The organism is Tropicimonas sp. IMCC34011 (assembly GCF_003390865.1).
Lineage (GTDB): Bacteria > Pseudomonadota > Alphaproteobacteria > Rhodobacterales > Rhodobacteraceae > Tropicimonas_B.
The window spans coordinates 249,036-264,667 of sequence record NZ_QMEJ01000002.1 but is presented as its reverse complement, the minus strand read 5'-3'; the positions used below and the strand labels follow the sequence as shown (position 1 = coordinate 264,667).

The 15,632-nt window shown below is 68.2% G+C and carries 14 protein-coding genes and 1 tRNA gene; 11 read left to right on the top strand and 4 right to left on the bottom strand.

What is annotated here, in order from left to right:
• Positions 1 to 13: 13 nt before the first annotated feature.
• A complete protein-coding gene (locus DQG15_RS07625; RefSeq protein WP_116084147.1) occupies positions 14 to 2,296 on the bottom strand; it encodes an FdhF/YdeP family oxidoreductase in 2,283 nt (760 codons plus the stop codon).
• A gap of 202 nt (positions 2,297 to 2,498) precedes the next feature.
• Here DQG15_RS07625 and argS point away from each other — a divergent pair, with 202 nt between their 5' ends.
• From argS to DQG15_RS07590, 7 genes are all read left to right on the top strand, one after another.
• The gene (argS, locus tag DQG15_RS07620; RefSeq protein ID WP_116084146.1) at positions 2,499 to 4,247 is read left to right on the top strand and encodes an arginine--tRNA ligase; all 1,749 of its coding nucleotides are present in this window, start codon (positions 2,499 to 2,501) and stop codon (positions 4,245 to 4,247) included.
• A 111-nt stretch (positions 4,248 to 4,358) separates the two neighbouring features.
• Positions 4,359 to 5,438, top strand: a complete 1,080-nt coding sequence (locus DQG15_RS07615) for an SPOR domain-containing protein (RefSeq protein WP_116084144.1) — start codon at positions 4,359 to 4,361, stop codon at positions 5,436 to 5,438.
• 25 nt (positions 5,439 to 5,463) lie between these two features.
• Positions 5,464 to 6,471 (top strand): glycoside hydrolase family 3 N-terminal domain-containing protein, encoded by a 1,008-nt coding sequence (locus DQG15_RS07610; protein WP_232830758.1) that lies wholly within the window; start codon positions 5,464 to 5,466, stop codon positions 6,469 to 6,471.
• Positions 6,464 to 7,315: a ScpA family protein gene (locus DQG15_RS07605; RefSeq protein ID WP_116084141.1), complete on the top strand. Its 852-nt coding sequence runs from the start codon at positions 6,464 to 6,466 to the stop codon at positions 7,313 to 7,315. The genes DQG15_RS07610 and DQG15_RS07605 overlap by 8 nt, the downstream gene beginning before the upstream one ends.
• Positions 7,305 to 7,949 carry an SMC-Scp complex subunit ScpB gene (gene scpB / locus DQG15_RS07600; protein ID WP_116084140.1) on the top strand — a complete coding sequence of 215 codons (645 nt, stop codon included), beginning with the start codon at positions 7,305 to 7,307 and terminating at the stop codon, positions 7,947 to 7,949. Before DQG15_RS07605 ends, scpB begins: the two co-directional genes overlap by 11 nt.
• The gene (locus DQG15_RS07595) at positions 7,946 to 8,167 is read left to right on the top strand and encodes a hypothetical protein (RefSeq protein ID WP_116084138.1); all 222 of its coding nucleotides are present in this window, start codon (positions 7,946 to 7,948) and stop codon (positions 8,165 to 8,167) included. The genes scpB and DQG15_RS07595 overlap by 4 nt, the downstream gene beginning before the upstream one ends.
• Positions 8,168 to 8,177: 10 nt before the next feature.
• Positions 8,178 to 9,341, top strand: a complete 1,164-nt coding sequence (locus tag DQG15_RS07590; RefSeq protein ID WP_116084136.1) for an MFS transporter — start codon at positions 8,178 to 8,180, stop codon at positions 9,339 to 9,341.
• 4 nt (positions 9,342 to 9,345) lie between these two features.
• On the opposite strand, the gene DQG15_RS07585 is transcribed toward DQG15_RS07590, so the two are convergent.
• The 3 genes from DQG15_RS07585 to DQG15_RS07575 all read right to left on the bottom strand — a co-directional run bounded on the left by DQG15_RS07585 (position 9,346) and on the right by DQG15_RS07575 (position 11,931).
• Positions 9,346 to 10,437 (bottom strand): 2'-deoxycytidine 5'-triphosphate deaminase, encoded by a 1,092-nt coding sequence (locus DQG15_RS07585; protein WP_116084135.1) that lies wholly within the window; start codon positions 10,435 to 10,437, stop codon positions 9,346 to 9,348.
• A 56-nt stretch (positions 10,438 to 10,493) separates the two neighbouring features.
• Positions 10,494 to 10,570, bottom strand: a tRNA-Pro gene (locus DQG15_RS07580).
• Between the two features lie 143 nt (positions 10,571 to 10,713).
• Positions 10,714 to 11,931, bottom strand: coding sequence for a glycosyltransferase family 4 protein (locus DQG15_RS07575; RefSeq protein ID WP_232830757.1), 1,218 nt, complete (start codon positions 11,929 to 11,931; stop codon positions 10,714 to 10,716).
• A 274-nt stretch (positions 11,932 to 12,205) separates the two neighbouring features.
• Here DQG15_RS07575 and DQG15_RS07570 point away from each other — a divergent pair, with 274 nt between their 5' ends.
• The 4 genes from DQG15_RS07570 (at position 12,206) to mltG (ending at position 15,632) form a co-directional block, all read left to right on the top strand.
• Complete coding sequence (locus DQG15_RS07570; protein WP_116084133.1) at positions 12,206 to 12,442, top strand: acyl carrier protein; 237 nt, start codon at positions 12,206 to 12,208, stop codon at positions 12,440 to 12,442.
• Between the two features lie 191 nt (positions 12,443 to 12,633).
• Complete coding sequence (gene dps / locus DQG15_RS07565; RefSeq protein WP_116084131.1) at positions 12,634 to 13,107, top strand: DNA starvation/stationary phase protection protein Dps; 474 nt, start codon at positions 12,634 to 12,636, stop codon at positions 13,105 to 13,107.
• A gap of 105 nt (positions 13,108 to 13,212) precedes the next feature.
• On the top strand, positions 13,213 to 14,472 hold the full coding sequence (gene fabF, locus DQG15_RS07560; RefSeq protein ID WP_116084130.1) for a beta-ketoacyl-ACP synthase II: 1,260 nt from the start codon (positions 13,213 to 13,215) through the stop codon (positions 14,470 to 14,472).
• Positions 14,472 to 15,632, top strand: a complete 1,161-nt coding sequence (gene mltG, locus DQG15_RS07555; RefSeq protein WP_116084128.1) for an endolytic transglycosylase MltG — start codon at positions 14,472 to 14,474, stop codon at positions 15,630 to 15,632. The genes fabF and mltG overlap by 1 nt, the downstream gene beginning before the upstream one ends.

Genomic DNA, 15,632 nt, shown 5'->3' with positions numbered 1-15,632 from the left:
GTCTGGAGCTGGATCAGGCCTCGATACGGACGGCGGCCCCCTTGTAGGCCGGAGTTTTCGACAATTCGTCATGATAGTCCAGCGGGATCAGTCCGTTCACCTCCGGATAATAGGCGCCGACGCAATGCAGCGGCAGGTCGTAGGCCACGACCTCGAGCCCGCCCACGCTGCGCTCGTGACCGTCATCGTGAACGGTGTGAAGGGTGACGCGCTGGCCCGCGCGCAGGCCGGCCTTCTCGATCTCCTCGGGCGCCATCAGGACCACGTCCCGCTTGCCCTCGATCCCACGGAGGCGGTCCGAGAAGCCGTAGATCGTGGTGTTGAACTGGTCGTTGGAGCGCAGGGTGATGAGGGTGAACTCCGCCTCGCCCGGAACATGCCCCAGGGCGCTGAGCGCGTCGTCCGGAGTGGTGAACTCGGCCTTCCCGCTCTCCGTCTTCCATTCGAGATCGCGCACCGGGTTGCCACGATAGAAGCCCCCCGCTTCGAACATGCGCGCGTTGAAGTCGTGGAACTCGTCCGGGTAGGTTTCGGCGATCAGGTCACGGATCAGGGCGTAGTCGCCGGTCCAGTCGTCCCAGCGAACCTTCGGATTAGGCGCCAGCGTCGCCTTGGCGATGCCGGCGACGATGGCGACCTCGGATTTCAGCGTGTCCGCCGCCGGGGTGCGGCGCCCGCGGGAGCCATGGACGTGGGAGAGGCTGTCCTCCATCGTCACGGCCTGCGGGCCGGTCGCTTGAACATCCTCCTCGGCGCGCACGAGGCAAGGCAGAAGCCATGTGTTCGGGCAGGCGAGAAGGTGGGACCGGTTGAGCTTGGTGGCGATCTGGACGTTGACGTCGAGACGGGTCCAGCTTTCCTCCGCGCGGTCGGTGTCGGGAATGGCCCGGGCGAAGTTGCCGCCGAGCGAGACGAAGGCCTTTACGCTGCCGTCCAGAACGCCCTCGACGACCTCAACGGTCGTCCGGCCCGTCTCCATCGGCGGCTCGAAGTCGAACATCTGCGCGATCTTGTCCATCGGGACGAGCTCGGGCTTTTCGCTGATGCCGACGGTGCGCTGGCCCTGCACGTTGGAATGTCCGCGCACCGGGCTGATCCCGGCGCCCTTGCGGCCCATGTTGCCGCGCAGGAGGAGGAGGTTCACGAGCATGCCGATGCTCTGCGAGCCATGGACGTGCTGGGTGAGGCCCATGCCGTAGATGCCGATGACGTTCCGCGAGGCCACGTAGATGTCGCCGACCTGCTCGAGGGCCGCGCGGGACAGGCCCGAGACGCGCTCGATGAGCGACCAGTCGACGGCGCGCATGGCCGCCTCGAACGTCTCGAAGTCATGGGTGTGCTCGGCGATAAAGGCCCGGTCGAGCACGTCGCCGCGCTCGTCCTCCCGCTCGAAAACGCGCTTTATGATGCCGGCGATCGCGCCGATATCCCCGCCGGGGCGGACCTGCAGGTAATGCTCCGAGATGTCCGTGGGGCTGCCGGCCGTCATCTGCCACGGATTCTGCGGATCGGCGAACTTGACGAGGCCGGTTTCGCGCACCGGGTTGAAGGTCACGATGCGGCAGCCGCGATCCACGGCGTCCTTCAGTGGGTGCAGGAAGCGCGGGCTGTTCGTGCCGGTGTTCTGGCCGAAGAACAGGATCATGTCGCAATGATCGAAGTCCTCGAGGACGCAGGTCCCGACCGGCGATCCGATCACCTTCTTCAGGCCGACGCTCGTGGTCTCGTGACACATGTTCGAGCTGTCGGGCAGGTTGTTGTGGCCGTAGAGCCGCGCGAAGAGGGCGTAGAGGTAGGAGGTCTCGAGCGAGGCGCGGCCCGATGCGTAGAAGACGGCGGATGCGGGGTCGAGGCGGCGGAGACGCTCGCCGATCCCGGCGAACGCTTCGTCCCAGGACACCGGCACGTACTTGTCCGAGCCGGCATCGTAGCGCATCGGGTGCGTGAGCCGCCCCTCGATCTCAAGCTCGTAATCGGGGCGGGCGCGCAGGTCCGTAAGCGTGTGGCTGGCGAAGAAGTCCGGCCCGGCGCGCCGCGTCGTCAGATCCCAAATCGTCGCCTTTGCGCCGTTCTCGCAGAACTCGAAGGCGTGCGGTTGTGCCGGCTTCGTCCAGGCGCAGGAGGTGCACATGTGCCCGCCGGGCTTGTTCTGGCGGCGGAGCGTGTCGGCGAAGGCGGGATCCGGCTTTGCGGCGCGGGCGATCTCTTTGATGCCGCGCATGCTCCCCCAGCCGCCCGCTGCGCCATCGTAGTGAACGGTATCGTCGCGTTGCCGGTCTTCGCGCGTGTCGGACATGTGGGAGGGCTCCAATGCCATGGATATCCATGCGGAAAGGTGCCGTGTTCGGGGGAACCTCCGCCGATCCATAACAAAAGGACCGGGGGGCAGTTCCGAGATAATTGCAGGCTTCGTCCCGGCGGCCCGCCGCAGCCTCGCGGGCGTTGACGCCAAGGGGCGAGGTGCTACACCGGCCTCCTGCCAATCCGGGATGGGACCGATGAACCTCTACGCCGATATCCGCACGCTCGTCATCGCCGAGCTCGACACGCTCGTCCGGGAGGGAGTCCTGCCCGATGGCCTGGATTTCGGCGCCGTCGCGGTGGAGCCGCCGCGCGATGTCGCGCATGGCGACATGGCGACGAATGCCGCGATGGTGCTCGCAAAGCCCGCGGGCCTCAAGCCGCGGGACATCGCCGAGGCGCTGGCGCCGAAGCTTCTCGCCGATCCCCGGATCGAGACCGCAGACATCGCGGGCCCGGGCTTTCTCAACCTGCGCCTCGCGGCCTCCTCCTGGGCGGAGCTGACCCGCGCGATCCTGGAGGCGGGACCGGATTACGGCAAGTCGGACATGGGCAGCGGCACGAAGGTCAACATCGAGTTCGTCTCCGCCAATCCCACCGGGCCGATGCATGTGGGCCATGCGCGGGGCGCCGTGTTCGGCGATGCGCTGGCGGGTCTCCTGGACTATGCCGGCTACGACGTCACGCGGGAATATTACATCAACGACGGCGGCGCGCAGGTCGATGTGCTCGCCCGCTCGGTGTACCTTCGGTATCTCGAAGCGCACGGGCAGGAGGTCGCCTTCGAGGAGGGGACCTATCCCGGCGACTACCTCGTGCCCGTTGGCGAGGCGCTCCGCGACGAGGTCGGCGATGCCTTCGTCGGCACGCCCGAACATTTCTGGCTGGAGAAGGTCCGCAATTTCGCGACCGACGCCATGATGGAGCGGATCCGGTCGGACCTCGCCTCCCTCGGCGTGTCGTTCGATCACTTCTTCTCGGAGAAGTCGCTCTACGGCACCGGCAAGATCGAGAAGGCCATCGACTGGCTGAGCGGCAAGGGTCTGATCTACGACGGCGTGCTCGAGCCGCCGAAGGGCAAGGTGCCCGAGGACTGGGAGCCGCGGGAGCAGACGCTCTTCCGCTCCACCGAGCACGGTGACGACGTGGACCGGCCGATCCGCAAGTCCGATGGCTCGTGGACCTATTTCGCGCCGGACATCGCCTATCACTACGACAAGATCGAGCGCGGCTACGATCAGCTCGTCGACGTGCTCGGCGCCGATCACGGCGGCTACGTCAAGCGGATGAAGGCGGCGGTCTCGGCCTTGTCCGAGGGGCAGGTGCCGCTCGACGTGAAGCTGATCCAGCTCGTGCGGCTCATCAAGGACGGCAAGGACTTCAAGATGTCCAAACGGTCCGGGACGTTCGTCGGCCTGCGCGACGTGGTCGAGCAGGTCGGGCCGGACGTCGCGCGGTTCGTGATGCTGACGCGGAAGAACGACGCGCCCCTCGAATTCGACTTCGACAAGGTGATGGAGCAGTCCAAGGACAACGCCGTCTTCTACGTCCAGTATGCCCATGCGCGGATCTGTTCGGTCCTGCGCAAGGCGGAGGAGGCGGGGATCGAGGGTCTCGGGGACGAGGCGCTCGCGGCCGCGGATCTGTCCGTCAACGCCCATCCGGCCGAGGCGGCGCTTGCGGCGAAGCTCGGCGAATGGCCGCGCATCGTGGAGATCGCCGCACGGACCCACGAGCCTCACAGGATCGCCTTCTATCTCTATGATCTCGCAGGCCAATTCCACGCGCTCTGGAATCGGGGCAACGAGGATCATTCGCTGCGCTTCCTGCAGGAGGGTGACCCCGATACAACACGCGCGAAAATTGCCCTCGCGCGCGCCAATGCGGTTGTGATCGCGAACGGTCTGGGTATCCTTGGCGTGACCCCGGCAGACGAGATGCGCTGACGCGAACTGGCGCGCCGGTCGGGGCTCTAGAGCAGGTATCGAAGGCCGAGCCGGCAGCCGCCTCTTCAGAAGGCAGATCCGGCCTCGGTCCGAAAGGGATAGAGGCAAAGCATGACGTATCACACGAGCGCCGGGCACCCGGGCGATCACGGCTACGAGACGGACAACACCGCCGCCTACGCCGCGGCCGAGCCGTCCCGCGGTGCGATGGCGGTGCATGTCACCGGCGCAATCGCTTCGCTGGCGCTGGTCGCGGGCCTGGGTCTCTGGGGGTACAAGCAGGTCATGCGGGACGTGACCGGCGTTCCCGTCGTCCGTGCCATCGAAGGGCCGATGCGCTCCGCGCCGGAGGATCCGGGCGGGCTCATCGCCTCGCACGAGGGGCTCTCCGTGAACCGCGTGCAGGCCGAGGGGAACACCGCCCAGTCCTCCGACCGCGTGACGCTTGCGCCGCAGCCGGTGGACCTCGCTTCCGAGGATCTGCCCGGCGGGAGCCTTGCCGCGTCCGGGGCGGAGGGCGCCGGATCGAGCCAGATCGTCAACGCGTCCCTCAACATCGGCGGCGCGCCGAAGCCTGAGCCGATCCAGCTTGCCTCCCTCGGGGCGGAAGGGGCCGAGAAGCTCGCCGAGCCGCTGATGCGGGGCCTGACGCTGGACGACATGGGCGGACAGCCGGCGAAGACCGACGAGGAGCGCCTTGCCGGGGAGTCGATGGACCTGCCCGCCGAAGGCGAGGAAGAGGCTGGCTTCATGGCCGCGACGGATACCGACATGGCTGTTCTCGCCGCGCTGGCGGGGGAGGGCGTGTCCGTTTCTCCGCGTCCGGCGAAGCGCCCCTCGGTTCGCATCGCGTCGAATTCCCCGACCGCCATCGCCGATGCCGTCGCCAGCGCGCGGGACACCTCCGCACCGGCGATCGCCGATCCCGCGACGGTCGCGCCGGGCACCCGCCTCGTGCAGCTCGGGGCGTTCCCCTCCGAGGAGGAAGCGCGCGCTGCCTGGGCCGATGCGACGGGCCGGTTCGGCGCGCTCTTCAGCGACAAGCAGCAGCTCATCCGTCAAGCCGAGGCGGGCGGCCGTCCGTTCTGGCGCCTGCGGGCCGTCGGGTTCGAGAACCTCGCGGATGCGCGCCGGTTCTGCGCTGCACTCGTGGCCGAGCAGGCCGAGTGCATCCCGGTCGTCGCGCGATGATGTCGGGCACCGGGTTCGCCTCGTCGTGAGTGAGACCGGCGCCACCATCCTCGGCTGCGCAGGCCAGCAGCTCTCTCAAGCGGAGGCCGCCTTCTTCCGGGAGGCGGCCCCCTGGGGCTTCATCCTCTTTTCCCGAAACGTGGGCGATGCCGAGCAGCTCCGCGCGCTCTGCGCCGACCTGAGGGAGGCGGTGGGGCGCGAGGCGCCGATCCTCATCGATCAGGAGGGCGGGCGCGTCCACCGTCTTGCACCGCCGCTCGGCCGGGCGTGGCCCGCGCCCCTTGATCATGCCGAGGCGGCGTCGGACGCGGCCCGTGCGCTGTTCCTGCGTTACCGCCTCATCGCCGCCGAGCTTCGGGATCTCGGGATCGACGCCAATTGCGCGCCGATGGCCGATGTCGCCGAAGAGGCCACGCACCTTTTCCTGAAGAACCGGTGCTACGGTAGCGAGCCGGGCGTCGTGGCGCGTCGGGCGCGGGCTGTCGCCGAGGGGCTGATGGCGGGGGGCGTCCTGCCGGTTCTCAAGCACGTTCCGGGTCACGGCCGCGCGCGGGCGGACAGCCACCTTGAACTGCCGGTTGTACGGGCGAGCAAGGACGAGCTGGAAGCGCAGGATTTTGCCGCCTTCCGCCCGCTCGGGGATCTGCCGCTCGCGATGACCGCACATATCGTCTATTCCGCCTTCGACGCGGATCGTCCTGCGACCACCTCGCCCCGCATGATCCGCCACATCCGCGACGGGATCGGGATCGAGGGTCTTCTGATGACCGACGACATTTCCATGCAGGCGCTGCACGGGCCGATGGCCGCGCGGGCCGAGGACAGCATCGCGGCGGGCTGCGACGTGGTCCTGCACTGCAATGGCGAAATGGCGGAGATGGAGCAGGTTGTGGCCGGCTCCGGCACCCTCTGGGGAGCAGCGGCGCGGCGGGCCGATGCGGCGATTGCCGCCCGGCGGACGCCGGAGGATCTGGACATCGCCGAGGCGGAGGAGGAGCTCCGCGCGCTCGGCGGGATGGCCGGCGATGGCTGAGACGCCCGTGCGCCTCGTCGGTGGCCGGGACGTCGAGGCCGCTCGCGAGGACGCAGCAGACGATGCGGGCGAGGTTCAGAGCGTCGCCGACCGCGTCGCAGCAGAGGCGCTCATCGTCGACGTGGACGGGTTCGAGGGCCCGCTCGACGTCCTGCTCATGCTCGGCCGGACGCAGAAGGTCGATCTGCGCAAGGTCTCGGTGCTGCAGCTCGCGCGCCAGTATCTCGCCTTCGTCGAGGAAGCCAAACGCCTCAGGATCGAGCTGGCGGCCGACTATCTCGTGATGGCCGCCTGGCTCGCCTTTCTCAAGTCGCGCCTGCTACTGCCGCCCGATCCGCAGGCGGAGGAGCCGTCCGGCGAGGAGCTCGCGGCGCATCTCGCCTTCCAGCTCGAACGCCTGCAGGCGATGCGGGACGCCGCCGCCCGCCTCATGGGGCGGGACCGCAAGGGGCAGGACTTCTTCGCCCGCGGCGTGCCCGAAACCGTGGAGCGCGTGCGCAACGTCCGGTACACGGCGAGCCTGATGGACCTGATGCGAGCCTATGCCCGGATCCGCACCCGGGACGAGTTCCGGCCCTACGTCATGGACCGCGAAAGCGTCTACACGATGGAGGAGGCGCTGGACCGGCTGAGGGGCCTCGTCGGCTTTGCGGGCGAGTGGACGGACCTTCTGTCGTACCTTCCCGACGGCTGGGAGAGCGAGCCCGCCCGACGCCGCTCCGCCACGGCGGCGACCTTCGCCGCCTCGCTGGAACTGGCGAAGGCCGGAAGGATCTCCCTGCGGCAGACGGAGACGTTCGCCCCCATTCAGATCAGACGTTCGGAGGGCCGCGATGAGCGATGAGAGGCTGGAAGAGGAACTGTTCGAAGCGCCGGCCGAGGCCGAGCAGGACCGCATGGTCGAGGCCGTGCTATTCGCCTCCGCCGAGCCGGTGACCGTTGCTGAGTTGAACGCCCGACTGCCCCACGGCTCGGACAGCGCCGCCGCGCTTCGGCGGCTGAGGGAGCTCTACAAGGGGCGGGGCGTCCATCTCGTCCGCGTGGGGGAGGCCTGGGCCTTGCGGACGGCGCCGGATCTGGGGTTCCTGATGCGGCGGGAAACGACGGAGACGCGCAAGCTCTCCCGCGCGGCGATCGAGACCCTGGCGATCGTCGCCTACCACCAGCCGGTGACGCGGGCGGAGATCGAGGAGATCCGCGGTGTGTCCGTCTCCCGCGGAACCGTGGACCAGCTCATGGAACTGGAATGGATCCGGTTCGGCAAGCGGCGGGAGACTCCGGGCCGGCCCGTGACCTATGTTGTCACGACGGAGTTTCTGGATCATTTCGGACTCGAGAGTTCCAAAGATCTTCCTGGCCTCAGGGAGCTGCGCGCCGCGGGGCTTCTGGACAGTCGTCCGATGCCGGGCGGCGCGGACGAGGAGGCCGGCGAGGACGCGGGGCAATCCGAGATGTTCGAGCAGGGAGAGCAGACATGAGCATCGTCAGCATGATCGTCCGCACGCTGATCCGTCAGGGCGTCAATCAGGGTGTCCGCCACGGGATCCGAAAGATGGGCGAGGGCTCCAAGCGCCCGAACGCGGACATGACCCCCGAGGAGCGCGCGCAGGCGCAGCGCCGGAGACAGCAGCAGAAATCGATGGGCAAGGGGGCGCAGCAGGCGATGCGCGTCTTCAGGCGCTTCGGCCGCTTCTGACCCGGCCGGTATGAGCGACCTGCCAGCCAGCCGCGTGGCGCGCCTGCGCACGCCCCGCGTTGCCGTTTCAGCCTTCTTCCTGCTCAACGGGGGGCTGTTCGGGATCTGGGCCTCCCGCGTGCCGGCCTTCGTGGCGCGGCACGAGCTCAGTCCCTCGGTCCTCGGCCTGCTGCTCCTGTGCATGGGAATCGGGGCGATCCTGTCCTTTCCCGTCGCCGGGCGCGCCTCCGACTCCATCGGCGCCGTTCCCGTGTCCCGCTGGCTCGGCGCGATGTATGCCGCGGCCCTTCTGGCCCTTCCGCTGATGCCGAACGTCTGGACGCTCGGCCTTGTCCTTCTGGTCTTCGGGGCGGGCCATGGCGGGCTCGACGTCTCCATGAACGCCTTTGCCGCGGAGGTAGAGCGCCGGGCGCGCCGGCCGATGATGTCCTCCTTCCATGCGCTCTGGTCGGTCGGGGCAGGGCTCGGCGCCGCGTCCGGTTACGGCGCCGTCGAGATGGGCCTCGGGCCCGGTCCGCATTTCTGGATCGCGGGCCTCGCGCTCGCCGTCCTCTGCCTCTCGATGTCCGTCGTACCCTGGGAGGCGGAGGCTACCCGCTCTCAGAAGGGAACGCCGCTCTTCGTCTTTCCGACCGGCGCGCTCTTCGCCGTCGGCCTGATCGCGCTCGCAGGCTCCGTCGGCGAGGGCGCGATGGCGGATTGGAGCGCGGTCTATCTCGTGGAAAGTGCGGGGGCAGACGAGGGTGTCGCGGCGCTTGGCTACGCGACCTATTCGGTGGTGATGGTGACGCTCCGCCTCTTCGGGGATCGCATCACCGCTCTGCTCGGGGCGGTGCGCGCCGCTCGGTTTTCCGGGATCGCGGCGCTCTGTGGCGCTCTCCTGACCGTCTCGTCGTCGAGCGTGGCCCCGATCCTCGCCGGCTTCGCGCTTCTGGGCGTGGGGTATGCCGTCGTGGTGCCGCTGGTCTATTCCCGCGCGGCGAACGATCCCGAGGTTTCCCCCGGGCGCGGCCTCGCGGCGGTGGCGACGCTGGGCTATGGCGCGATACTCATGGGGCCACCGCTCCTCGGCGCCATTGCGGGGCTGACTTCGCTGCGCGTGGCGCTCGGTCTCCTGGCCGTACTGGCGCTGCTGATGATCGCCCTGGCCGGGCGGCTGTCGCCGAGCCGGTGACGTCTCAGGCCGGCCGGAAGTGCTTGGAGAGCTTCAGGCCCTGACCCTGATAGTTCGAAGCGATGCCGGAGCCGTAGAGCGTCCGTGGCGGCTCTGTCATGCGTTCGTAGATCAGCCGCCCGACGACCTGTCCGTGCTCGAGCGCGAAGGGGCTCTCGTGGCAGCGGACTTCGAGCACCCCGCGTGCGCCGGCGCCGCCAGCGGCGGCATGACCGAAGCCCGGATCGAAGAAGCCGGCATAGTGCACGCGGAATTCGCCGACCATGGCGATGTAGGGGGCCATCTCGGCGGCATAGCCGGGCGGAATGTGCACCGCCTCGCGGGAGACTAGGACGTAGAAGGCGCCCGGATCGAGGATGATCCCGCCCCGATCGGCGCGGACCGGTTCCCAGAAGTCCGAGGCGTCGTAGGCGCCCGTCCGGGACAGGTCGATCACCCCGGCATGGGGCTTGGCGCGCCAGCCGGAAATCTCGCCCGCCTCGGGGGACAGGTCGACCGAGAAGGCAAGACCCTCGTCGATGGTCGCCTCGCCGGTCACGAGCCGGTCGGACGCGTGGAGGGCGCGCAGAGCGTTGTCGTCCAGCTTCGCCTCGCCGCGCCGGAAGCGGATCTGGTTGAGGCGAAGTCCGGGCGTTGCGAGGACTGAGAAGGAGCGGGGACAGATCTCGGCGTAAAGCGGACCGCTATAGTCCTCCGGGATCCGGTCGAACTCGGTGCCGCAATCGGCGATGGTTCGGGTCAGAAGATCGAGACGGCCGGTCGAGCTTTTCGCATTGGTGACGGCGGACAGGCCGGCGGGAAGGGACAGGCTCTCCATCAGGGGAACGACGTAGACGCATCCCTTTTCCAGGATCGCGCCGCCGGTCAGGTCCATCTCGTGCATGGTGAAGTCGGCCAGCCGCTCCGCGACGCTGCGTCCCCGTCCGGGCAGGAAGGACGCGCGGACGCGGTAGGCGCGGGTCCCGAGGCGCAGATCGAGGCTGGCAGGCTGGATCTGACCCTCTGCGAAAGGCTCGGGCGCGCGGATCTCGCGGCGCGCCGCCATCGCCTCGATCGCCTGTCCGGGCAGGACGCCCGTGCCGTCAGAGATCGTCATGCGCCGCCTCCCCCGAAAGCGAAACGCCCGCCGCCTTCCGGCGCGGGCGTTCGAATTGGTCGGGCTAGCAGGACTCGAACCTGCGACCTTCCGTCCCCCAGACGGACGCGCTACCAGGCTGCGCCATAGCCCGACGCCGAGCCGTGATAGCGATTTTGCCGGGGAGCGCAAGCGAGAATTCCGATGGATCCTGCGCCTTTCCGCGGCGTGATGGGAAGTCTCTCCACCGCCGGAAAATCCTCGGGCGGAGCCAAGGGGCAGGGCGCTGCGCCCGTTTCACTTTTCGGCAAATACCCCGGGGTCCGGGGCAGCGCCCCGGCGGGCGACCATCCCGCGCTGCGCCGCGAGGGCGGGGCGAAGTTCGCAAGGTGGGAAGGTGGCGTCCGGCCAGCCCGCGTGGCGGGCGGCGATCGCGGACCGATAGAGGCGCTCGTAGGCGCGCGTCATCGCCTCCGCGGTAAAGCGCTCCTCGACGCGCGCGCGACAGGCGGCCCGGTCGATCCGCAGCGCGGCCGTCATGGCCGAGGCGAGGGCGCCGGGATCGTCCGGCGGGGCAAAGGTGCCGCAGGGGCCGAGAACCTCTCGCATGGCGCCCATATCCGTTGCCGCGACCGGGGTGCCGCAGGCGAGGGATTCGATGGCTGTCAGCCCGAAGGGCTCGTCCCAGAGGGGCGTGGCGAGGCACACCGAGGCACGGCCGATCCTCCGCGCGAGATCCGCGCCGCTCAGGTGGCCGCCATAGCGCACGGCGTCGCCGAGATGGGGCCGGACGGCGCTTTGGAAGTAATCAGGGTCTTCGATCGCGCCGAAGAGGGTGAGCGGGATGCCCGCGATGCGGGCGGCTTCGGCGGCGAGATGGGGGCCCTTGTTGGGCGCGATGCGGCCGAACCAGACCGCGGTACCGTCTCCCACCGGGGAGTAGGGCCAGTCCGCGGGATCGATCCCGTTCGGGACCACATGCGCCCAGTCCGGTCGTCCGTCCGGCCAGTAGCGCCCTGACTGGACCCTCGAGGTGATCGTGAAGGGGGCGAAGGGCGCGCCCGAATCCCTGGCGACGCGATCGAGGGGGTTGAAGGGTGGGACGTGGAGCGAGGTCACCATCGGGTGACGCGTGACGCGCGCCCAGCGGGGCGGGTAGCGATGCAGGCCGTTGTTGTGGACGACGTCGAAGCCGCCGGCCCCGATCCGCTCGAGCGCCGCGGCATGGGCGTCATCCAGCCACGCATTCAGGCGGTCCGTGCCGTGGTGGTCGCGCCAGGGCAGGACGGCATCGTAATGGACGTCACAGATCGCCGAGAGGGGCAGAGCGGGGTCGCTGTCCCCCGAGGCGAAGAGGGTCACATCGTGGCCTCGGGCGATGAGGGCGCGGCACAGGTGCCAGGAATGGGCCTCCATGCCGCCCATGAAGGGCGGAGCGATGGGATGGCGCAGATGCGCAAGGAGGGCGATGCGCAGGGGGCGTCCGTCGTTCGGTCCGGCGCTTTGCTCAGTCATCGGCGTGTCCATGGCGGATCCTCGTCCCTCTTGCGGAGGCGAACGGCCCTGGGGAAGGGGGGTTCCGGGCCCCAGGCGCATACGGCGAAGTGCGGCACAAAGCGTTTGCATCGCAAACCGGGTATGCTATCGGAGTGCGCACCCTGACACCTTCGGGTTTCGGGGGAATAGATATTGACGACCGCCCGCGCTCACGGGTACGGCGCCAGAGCCCGCCCGCGCGGCGGACGGACCATCCCCGGGGCAGATGTCCCGCCTGATACGAGGAAATGACATGAGCGACGACATCGCGGATCGCGTGCGCAAGATCGTGGTCGAGCACCTGAGCGTTGAAGAAGAGAAGGTGACCGAGAGCGCCTCCTTCATCGACGACCTTGGCGCCGACAGTCTCGACACTGTCGAGCTTGTCATGGCGTTCGAGGAAGAGTTCGGCATCGAGATTCCGGACGACGCTGCCGAGACGATCCAGACCTTCGGCGATGCCGTGCGCTTCATCAAGGAAGCCCAGTAAGATCAGGCCGGCCCTTCGGGGCCCCCGGCTTCAATTGGCGGCGCTCCCCCGGGGGCGCCGTTTTTCGTTCCGGCCTTTCGCTTCCGTCGCTCCCCACCAGCCATGTGACGCGGCGATGCGGAGGCATGGCGGAACCCTCGCGGCACCGGCTCGTTCCACCGTCAAGACTTGCCTGTGGAAGGAGTACCGCAATGCCCGTGAAGGGATTGAACGACAACGCCATCAAGACCGCCATCGAGACGCTTCAGACGAGCCTCACCGAGGTCATCGCGCTCAAGCTCGCGCTTAAGCAGGCGCACTGGAACATGAAGGGCCCGCAGTTCATCGGCGTGCACGAGCTGCTCGATGACATCTACGACCGGACCCATGAATCCTCCGACACCATCGCCGAGCGGATCCAGATCCTCGGCGGCGTCGCGAAGGGCACGCTGGAGACGACGGCCGAAGGCGTCGGCATGAAACCCTACCCGACGGATCTCGTCGACGTGCTCGACCATGTCGAGGCTCTGTCCGATCGCTTCTCCTATGTGGGCGGTGTGATCCGCGAGGGGATCGACACCTGCTCCGAAGCGGGCGAAGACGATTCCGAGGATCTGCTGACCGAGGTGTCCCGCCAGATCGACAAGGATATGTGGTTCATCGAAGCGCACATCAAACGCCCCTGATCCGGGGCACGATCACGTCCGGCGGCGGTTCGCCGCCGGGCCTTGCCGATCACGGCCCCTGTCCTGTATTCGGATCACCGATAAAGACCGAGAGGGGCAGAGCTTATGCGGCGAGTAGTTGTGACGGGACTGGGCATGGTGACCCCCCTGGCCTGCGGCGTCGAGGAGACGTGGACGCGGCTTCTCAAGGGGCAGTCCGGAGCGGGTCCGATCACTCGTTTCGACGCCAGCCATCTCGCGACGACCTACGCCTGCGAAATCCCGTACGGCGACGGCTCCGACGGCTCGTTCAACCCAGATGACTGGATGTCCGCCAAGGAACGTCGGAAGGTCGACGACTTCATCCTTTACGGCATGGCGGCGGCGCAGCAAGCGGTCGAGGATTCCGGTTGGACCCCCGAGACCGATGAGGACCGGGAACGCACCGGCGTGATGATCGGATCCGGTATCGGGGGCTTGAACTCGATTGCCGACACGGCGGTTCTGATCAAGGAAAAGGGCGCGCGGCGCGTCTCCCCATTCTTCATTCCGGGCGCGCTGATCAATCTCATCAGCGGCCAGGTCTCCATCCGTTACGGGTTCAAAGGCCCGAACCATGCCGTCGTGACGGCCTGCTCGACCGGTGCGCATGCCATCGGCGACGCGGCGCGGCTGATCATGCTCGGCGATGCCGACGTGATGGTGGCCGGCGGCGCAGAAAGCCCCATCAGCGAGATCGGGATTGCCGGCTTCAATGCCTGCAAGGCGCTTTCGACCAAGCGGGCAGACGAGCCCGAGAAGGCCAGCCGCCCCTATGATATCGACCGTGACGGCTTTGTCATGGGCGAGGGGGCGGGCGTCGTGGTGCTCGAGGAGTACGAGCACGCGAAGGCCCGTGGCGCGACGATCCATGCCGAGGTTCTGGGCTACGGCATGTCGGGGGATGCCTACCACATCACCGCGCCGTCCGAGACCGGGGATGGGGCGGAGCGGTCCATGCGGGCGGCGCTGCGGAGCGCCGGCCTCGAGCCCTCCGCCATCGATTACATCAACGCCCACGGCACCAGCACCATGGCCGACGTGATCGAGCTCGGTGCGGTCGAACGGATGCTCGGCGATGCGGCCGGGGCGACCTCCATGTCCTCCACGAAAAGCGCCATCGGGCATCTTCTCGGGGCCGCTGGCGCGGTCGAGGCGATCTTCTGCATCCTTGCGATCCGGGACGGCATCGCACCGCCGACGATCAACCTCGACACGCCTGCCGTGGAAAGTGCCATCGACCTCGTGCCGAACGAGGCGCGGAGACGGACAATCGACACTGTCCTGTCCAACAGCTTCGGCTTCGGCGGCACCAATGCCAGCCTCGTGATGGGACGCGCAACCTGATGAGCAGAGCCATCGCCTCCAACGCATTGACGATCTTCGTCATCCTGCTGCTCGCCGTTGCGGGTGCCATCGCCTGGGCAAAATCGTCCTGGACCTCAGAGGGGCCTCTGACCGAGGCGATCTGCGTCGAGGTGCCGCCGGGCTCCTCCATGCTGCGGGTCAGCAACAATCTGGCGGAGCAGGGCGCGGTTCCGAGCGCGTCGCTCTTCCGGATGGGCGCGAACTATACCGATCGGGCAGGCCTTCTGAAGGCCGGGAGCTTCCTGATCGAGCCGGGCGCCTCGATGGAGCAGATTGCCATGGCTGTTACGGAGAGCGGTCGGTCGACCTGCGGCACGGAGATCAACTTCCGGATCGGCGTGCTGGAAGCGGACATGATCGTGCGCGAACTCGACCCCGAGACGCAGCGCTACGAGGAAGTTGCCGACTTCATCCCCGGAGCCGAAGGCGTCGAGACGCCGGCGGAATATACCGAGGCGGCGAACGCCACCGGCACGCGGTTCCGGGTGACGGTGGCCGAAGGGGCGACGAGCTGGCAGGTGATCGACGCGCTGAAGCGGGCCGATTTCCTCGACGGGGAGAGCGGAGACGTGCCGCCCGAGGGCTCGCTCGCTCCCTACAGCTACGAGGTTCAGCCGGGAGCCGATCGCGCTGAGCTCGTGGCGTCGATGCAAGAGCGTCAGGCAACGATCCTCGAAGAGTTGTGGCAGGAGCGGGTGGACGGCCTTCCGCTCGAGACGCCGGAAGAGGCGATGATCCTCGCGTCGATCATCGAGAAGGAAACCGGCGTGCCCGAAGAGCGGCGCCAGGTGGCGAGCGTGTTCATCAACCGGCTCGAAGCGGGGATGCGTCTGCAGACAGACCCGACCGTGATCTACGGGATCACGGAGGGCGAGGGTGCGCTTGGACGCGGGCTTCGCCGGAGCGAGCTGGACCGGGCGACGCCGTACAACACCTACGTGATCGAAGGGCTTCCGCCGACGCCGATCGCCAATCCGGGCCGCGAGAGCATCGCGGCGGCGCTGGACCCGGCAGACACCGATTACGTGTTCTTCGTGGCCGACGGCAGTGGCGGCCATGCCTTCGCGGAGACGCTGGCCGAGCACAACGAGAACGTGGCGCGCTGGCGGCAGATCGAGGCCGAGCGGACGGCCAACTGA

Excerpts from the sequence above, each read along its gene's own strand:
- DQG15_RS07625 (WP_116084147.1), bottom strand. The coding sequence starts at position 2,296 with ATGTCCGACACGCGCGAAGACCGGCAACGCGACGATACCGTTCACTAC.
- argS (WP_116084146.1), top strand. The coding sequence starts at position 2,499 with ATGAACCTCTACGCCGATATCCGCACGCTCGTCATCGCCGAGCTCGAC.
- DQG15_RS07615 (WP_116084144.1), top strand. The coding sequence starts at position 4,359 with ATGACGTATCACACGAGCGCCGGGCACCCGGGCGATCACGGCTACGAG.
- DQG15_RS07605 (WP_116084141.1), top strand. The coding sequence starts at position 6,464 with ATGGCTGAGACGCCCGTGCGCCTCGTCGGTGGCCGGGACGTCGAGGCC.
- scpB (WP_116084140.1), top strand. The coding sequence starts at position 7,305 with ATGAGCGATGAGAGGCTGGAAGAGGAACTGTTCGAAGCGCCGGCCGAG.
- DQG15_RS07595 (WP_116084138.1), top strand. The coding sequence starts at position 7,946 with ATGAGCATCGTCAGCATGATCGTCCGCACGCTGATCCGTCAGGGCGTC.
- DQG15_RS07590 (WP_116084136.1), top strand. The coding sequence starts at position 8,178 with ATGAGCGACCTGCCAGCCAGCCGCGTGGCGCGCCTGCGCACGCCCCGC.
- DQG15_RS07585 (WP_116084135.1), bottom strand. The coding sequence starts at position 10,437 with ATGACGATCTCTGACGGCACGGGCGTCCTGCCCGGACAGGCGATCGAG.
- DQG15_RS07575 (WP_232830757.1), bottom strand. The coding sequence starts at position 11,931 with ATGACTGAGCAAAGCGCCGGACCGAACGACGGACGCCCCCTGCGCATC.
- DQG15_RS07570 (WP_116084133.1), top strand. The coding sequence starts at position 12,206 with ATGAGCGACGACATCGCGGATCGCGTGCGCAAGATCGTGGTCGAGCAC.
- dps (WP_116084131.1), top strand. The coding sequence starts at position 12,634 with ATGCCCGTGAAGGGATTGAACGACAACGCCATCAAGACCGCCATCGAG.
- fabF (WP_116084130.1), top strand. The coding sequence starts at position 13,213 with ATGCGGCGAGTAGTTGTGACGGGACTGGGCATGGTGACCCCCCTGGCC.
- mltG (WP_116084128.1), top strand. The coding sequence starts at position 14,472 with ATGAGCAGAGCCATCGCCTCCAACGCATTGACGATCTTCGTCATCCTG.